This is a genomic window from Mesorhizobium sp. M00.F.Ca.ET.216.01.1.1 (genome assembly GCF_004010325.2).
Taxonomy (GTDB): Bacteria; Pseudomonadota; Alphaproteobacteria; order Rhizobiales; family Rhizobiaceae; genus Mesorhizobium.
Genome location: NZ_SADR02000630.1, coordinates 1 through 279, shown reverse-complemented (window position 1 = coordinate 279; position 279 = coordinate 1). Strand labels below are relative to the sequence as shown.

Here is a 279-nt window from a genome sequence, read left to right as displayed (position 1 = left end):
CCGGCCGATTCGCTCGCGAAAATGGTGGGCCGCCAGTTGCCGTTTTTCGCGCTCCTGCTGCCCTTCTATGTGATTGCCGTGTACGCGGGCTTTCGCAACATGCTGCGCATCTGGCCGGTGTTGCTGGTGTCGGGCGCGAGGCTTCGGACGGCCACTGCTGCCGGATGTGTAGAGCGTAAGCGGTGCTTGCGGGTCGATGCAAGTGTCGATGCACGTATCCATGCACGGGCTGGAAGCAGCTTCGCGCGCATCGGCTCGCGTGTGCGGCGGCAGCGCGGC

The 279-nt window shown here is 65.2% G+C and carries 1 protein-coding gene; it reads left to right on the top strand.

Translation table 11 applies throughout. The features are described 5' to 3' along the window. On the top strand, nucleotides 1-279 hold a 279-nt coding region (locus tag EN859_RS38970; protein ID WP_210237795.1), incomplete at both ends, for an L-lactate permease.